Below are 1,707 nucleotides of genomic sequence, written 5' to 3'. Positions count from 1 at the left end.
CAAGCGCATTATCTGACGTACCGATCCAAGGCAACCCAAGAATAGACAGTATTTGCACCGTCCAAAGCTACACCAGCCAACCAATGAGGCCGCTCTAATGCTGCGGGAATGTTTTGGTGGATATTCATATTCTCAACCCCCATAAACTCGTGGGCATAGATCCAATAAGTTTCCAAACCTGCCCGAATAGCAATCTTCCTAGCAGGATGGATGATTTCACCCAAAGAGTCTACTTTTGAACTAGCAAGCTTATCTAACTGTTCTTCGCCTAAATACTGGATCGCGGATACCGCAAAGTACTCTCCATGACGCGAGAAATAGGCCATCGGCATTCTTAAAAGACTAGATGGGCAGGAGAGACGAACGCCCTCGTGATGAACCTCTAAAGAGCCGCCGATTTCAGCCATCATGCTGCCAACCGCCAACAAATGCTCTTGAGATAAAGAAATGTGGTCCAAATCGATAAAAATCATGAGCTCTTGCTGCACAGCAAAAATGCTTGGGCATGGCGGCAAAATACTCAGGATAGTTAATAACTGCTGCGCAACATCCGCGTCTGCATAGACTTCATCGATCAACAACTCATCAGTTAAGTTGTCAAAAATATGTCGCAAGGATTGCTGTCCAACGCGAATCAATTCATCTTGCTCTTTGCTTAATACAAAATCGAGTTCGACTCCACTCCAACCATTCCCTTTACCAGCTAAGCTGCGGGCTTTTTGTAATCGATTTAAATTCGTCGATCGATCCAAAACATAGTGCTTGTCCAATAAACGTGAGTTACTCGAATACTCAAAAGCACTTGCCCGATCGATCGGCTGAGATAAGCCTTCAGGGATCGAAAACGCTTTTGGCTTTGGCTCTGGCACAAGCACTGGCGGAGACTCTTGCCTAGGTGTAAAGAGATTCTTCAACTCACTAATCGTGCGATCTAGCGTACGGTTTAGTTCAATCTCTCGATCACTAGGTGCATTAGACTCGACTCGAGCTTGCGGGCTCTGAGTTTGAGCTTGAGGCTCAGGACTTTTTTCAGGAGCGCGCAAACCCTCTTTAAGATCGGAGGCAAACTCTTGATTTGGAAACTCATCTACATACTCATCTTCGGGGATGGGTGCTATTGGCTGGGCTGTAGGCTGAGCTTCCAACTCAATCACTGGTTCAATAGTTTCGGCGACAGACACTAGTAGCGAGATAGGTTCTTTAGAAACTGGAGCACCCGCTTTTAGTTGAGACAACTTCTGCTCGAATGCAGTCTTAGCCTGGTTTAGTTGCTCGACACTCACCAAGGCGCCGGACTCACCGGAACTGTGAATATGTGAAGCTTCTGCGTTGACCAGTGCAACTAAATCTGGGATCAATAAAAATGCTTGGGAGCTATTGGCTGTAAAACTCTCAGATAACTCACTTGCAAATGCACTTAATGCATCTAGACCAGCGCCATCAAGGGCATTGGCCAAATCAACGCAATACATTACAGAAGACTCAAGCCTAGCTGAACCAGCACCGCCATTGGCAGGCACCGAGGATACTAAGCCCTCAATTGCCCGATCAACGTCAATTAAAAATAGCGGTTTTTCTTCAGACATGGGATGTGCGCTTTATCTCTAGTTAACCGTATTAAGTTTTTGCTTGACGCTTGAGATCTGAGAACTCTTGACCTAGGCCATCAAACTCTTCTTCCCAACTATCGAGATCACGTATCACTTG

1 protein-coding gene is annotated in these 1,707 nt (G+C 46.0%); it reads right to left on the bottom strand.

Annotation, left to right across the window (positions count from 1 at the left end):
• Nucleotides 1-8: 8 nt before the first annotated feature.
• Nucleotides 9-1,586: a hypothetical protein gene (locus tag B7Y67_RS17240; RefSeq protein WP_293599682.1), complete on the bottom strand. Its 1,578-nt coding sequence runs from the start codon at nt 1,584-1,586 to the stop codon at nt 9-11.
• Between the last annotated feature and the right edge of the window lie 121 nt (nt 1,587-1,707).

It is taken from the genome of Polynucleobacter sp. 35-46-11, from assembly GCF_002281105.1.
Note: the sequence above shows the minus strand (reverse complement) of the source record. Positions and strands in the feature narration are given on the sequence as shown.